This is a genomic window from Roseburia sp. MSJ-14 (assembly GCF_018918225.1).
Classification (GTDB): domain Bacteria; phylum Bacillota; class Clostridia; order Lachnospirales; family Lachnospiraceae; genus Petralouisia.
In genome coordinates, this window is sequence record NZ_JAHLQD010000054.1 from 1 (window position 1) to 1,928 (window position 1,928).

A 1,928-nucleotide genomic window follows, 5' to 3' on the forward strand; every position below is an offset into this window, starting at 1 on the left:
CCTCGATACACTCCTGCATCCGCAGTTCGACGCAAAAGAGCTCAAGGCTGCTACTCCGGTAGGCAAGGGCCTGGGCGCTTCTCCCGGCGCTGCCTGCGGTAAGGTCGTCTTCACCGCTGAGGATGCTAAGGCTCAGGGCGGCGCAGGCGAAAAGGTCGTTCTGGTTCGTCTCGAGACCTCTCCCGAGGATATCGAGGGTATGAAGGCTGCTCAGGGCATCCTGACCGTTCGCGGCGGTATGACCTCTCACGCGGCTGTTGTCGCTCGCGGTATGGGTACCTGCTGCGTATCCGGCTGCTCCGACATCGCTATGGATGAGGAGAACAAGCAGTTCACTCTCGCCGGCAAGACCTATCACGAGGGCGATTATATCTCCATCGACGGTTCTACCGGTAACATCTATGACGGCATCATCCCCACTGTTGACGCTACCATCGCCGGTGAGTTCGGCCGCGTCATGGATTGGGCTGACAAGTACAGAACCCTGAAGGTTCGCACCAACGCTGATACTCCCGCTGACGCTAAGAAGGCTCGTGAGCTGGGCGCTGAGGGTATCGGTCTGTGCCGTACCGAGCATATGTTCTTTGAGGCTGACAGAATCGCCGCGTTCCGCGAGATGATCTGTGCCGATACAGTAGAAGAGCGCGAGGCTGCTCTGGATAAGATCCTGCCTTATCAGCAGGGCGACTTCGAGAAGCTGTATGAGGCTCTCGAGGGCAACCCCGTAACCATCCGTTTCCTGGATCCGCCTCTGCATGAGTTCGTTCCCACCGAGGAAGCTGACATCGAGGCGCTGGCTAAGGCTCAGGGCAAGAGCGTTGAGGATATCAAGGCTCTGATCGCTTCTCTGCATGAGTTCAACCCGATGATGGGTCACCGCGGCTGCCGTCTGGCTGTCACCTATCCCGAGATCGCTAAGATGCAGACCAAGGCTGTTATCCGCGCTGCTATCGAGGTGCAGAAGGAGCACGCTGACTGGGATGTTAAGCCCGAGATCATGATCCCGCTGGTTTGCGAGATCAAAGAGCTCAAGTTCGTCAAGAAGGTCGTTGTTGAGACCGCTGACGCTGAGATCGCCGCCGCAGGCGTTGACCTCAAGTATGAGGTTGGTACCATGATCGAGATCCCGAGAGCGGCTCTGACTGCTGACGAGATCGCTACCGAGGCTGACTTCTTCTGCTTCGGCACCAACGACCTGACCCAGATGACCTTCGGCTTCAGCCGTGACGACGCGGGCAAGTTCCTCAACGCTTACTACGACACCAAGATCTTCGAGAACGATCCCTTTGCAAAGCTCGATCAGACCGGCGTTGGCAAGCTGATGGAAATGGCTCTCAAGCTCGGCAAGCCCGTCAACCCCAACCTCCACGTTGGCATCTGCGGCGAGCACGGCGGCGATCCCTCGTCCGTTGAGTTCTGCCACAAGATCGGTCTTGACTACGTTTCCTGCTCACCCTTCCGTGTGCCGATCGCAAGACTGGCCGCTGCACAGGCTGCTGTAAACGAGAAATAATTGATTCGCAAGAATCTTTTCCCCCGGTTCTTTCCTCGGAGAGAACCGGGGATTTTTTCATAATTTGTAATTTGTAATTCGTAATTCGTAATGCGTAATGGGTTGAGAGGAAAGGTTCTGTCATTTAGCGCGATTTCTCCTTGACAGTCGCAGGGACAACCCTTGCGGTTGCACGAGGACAGCTTCCGCACAACCAAACGTATCCATAGAACAATGAACGCCTGCCGCTACTGCCTGACAGGGGCAAGCCCTGTCACTACAATCTCAATCAAATATAGATATATATACGCAAGCTTTGTGTAATAAGGCGAGGTTAATTATATAAGGATTATCCCCTACATCATAATGGCTGTCATGGCAATGAATTTTTGACCTTTGCACACGGCATTACAAATCCGGAGCAAAGCGACCCCTG

General features: G+C 54.9%; 1 protein-coding gene. It reads left to right on the forward strand.

Annotated elements, in window-relative coordinates:
- Positions 1 to 1,513 (forward strand): putative PEP-binding protein (locus KQI83_RS15555; protein WP_253295676.1); only part of this gene is annotated, 1,513 nt, incomplete at its 5' end.
- Positions 1,514 to 1,928 lie beyond the last annotated feature (415 nt).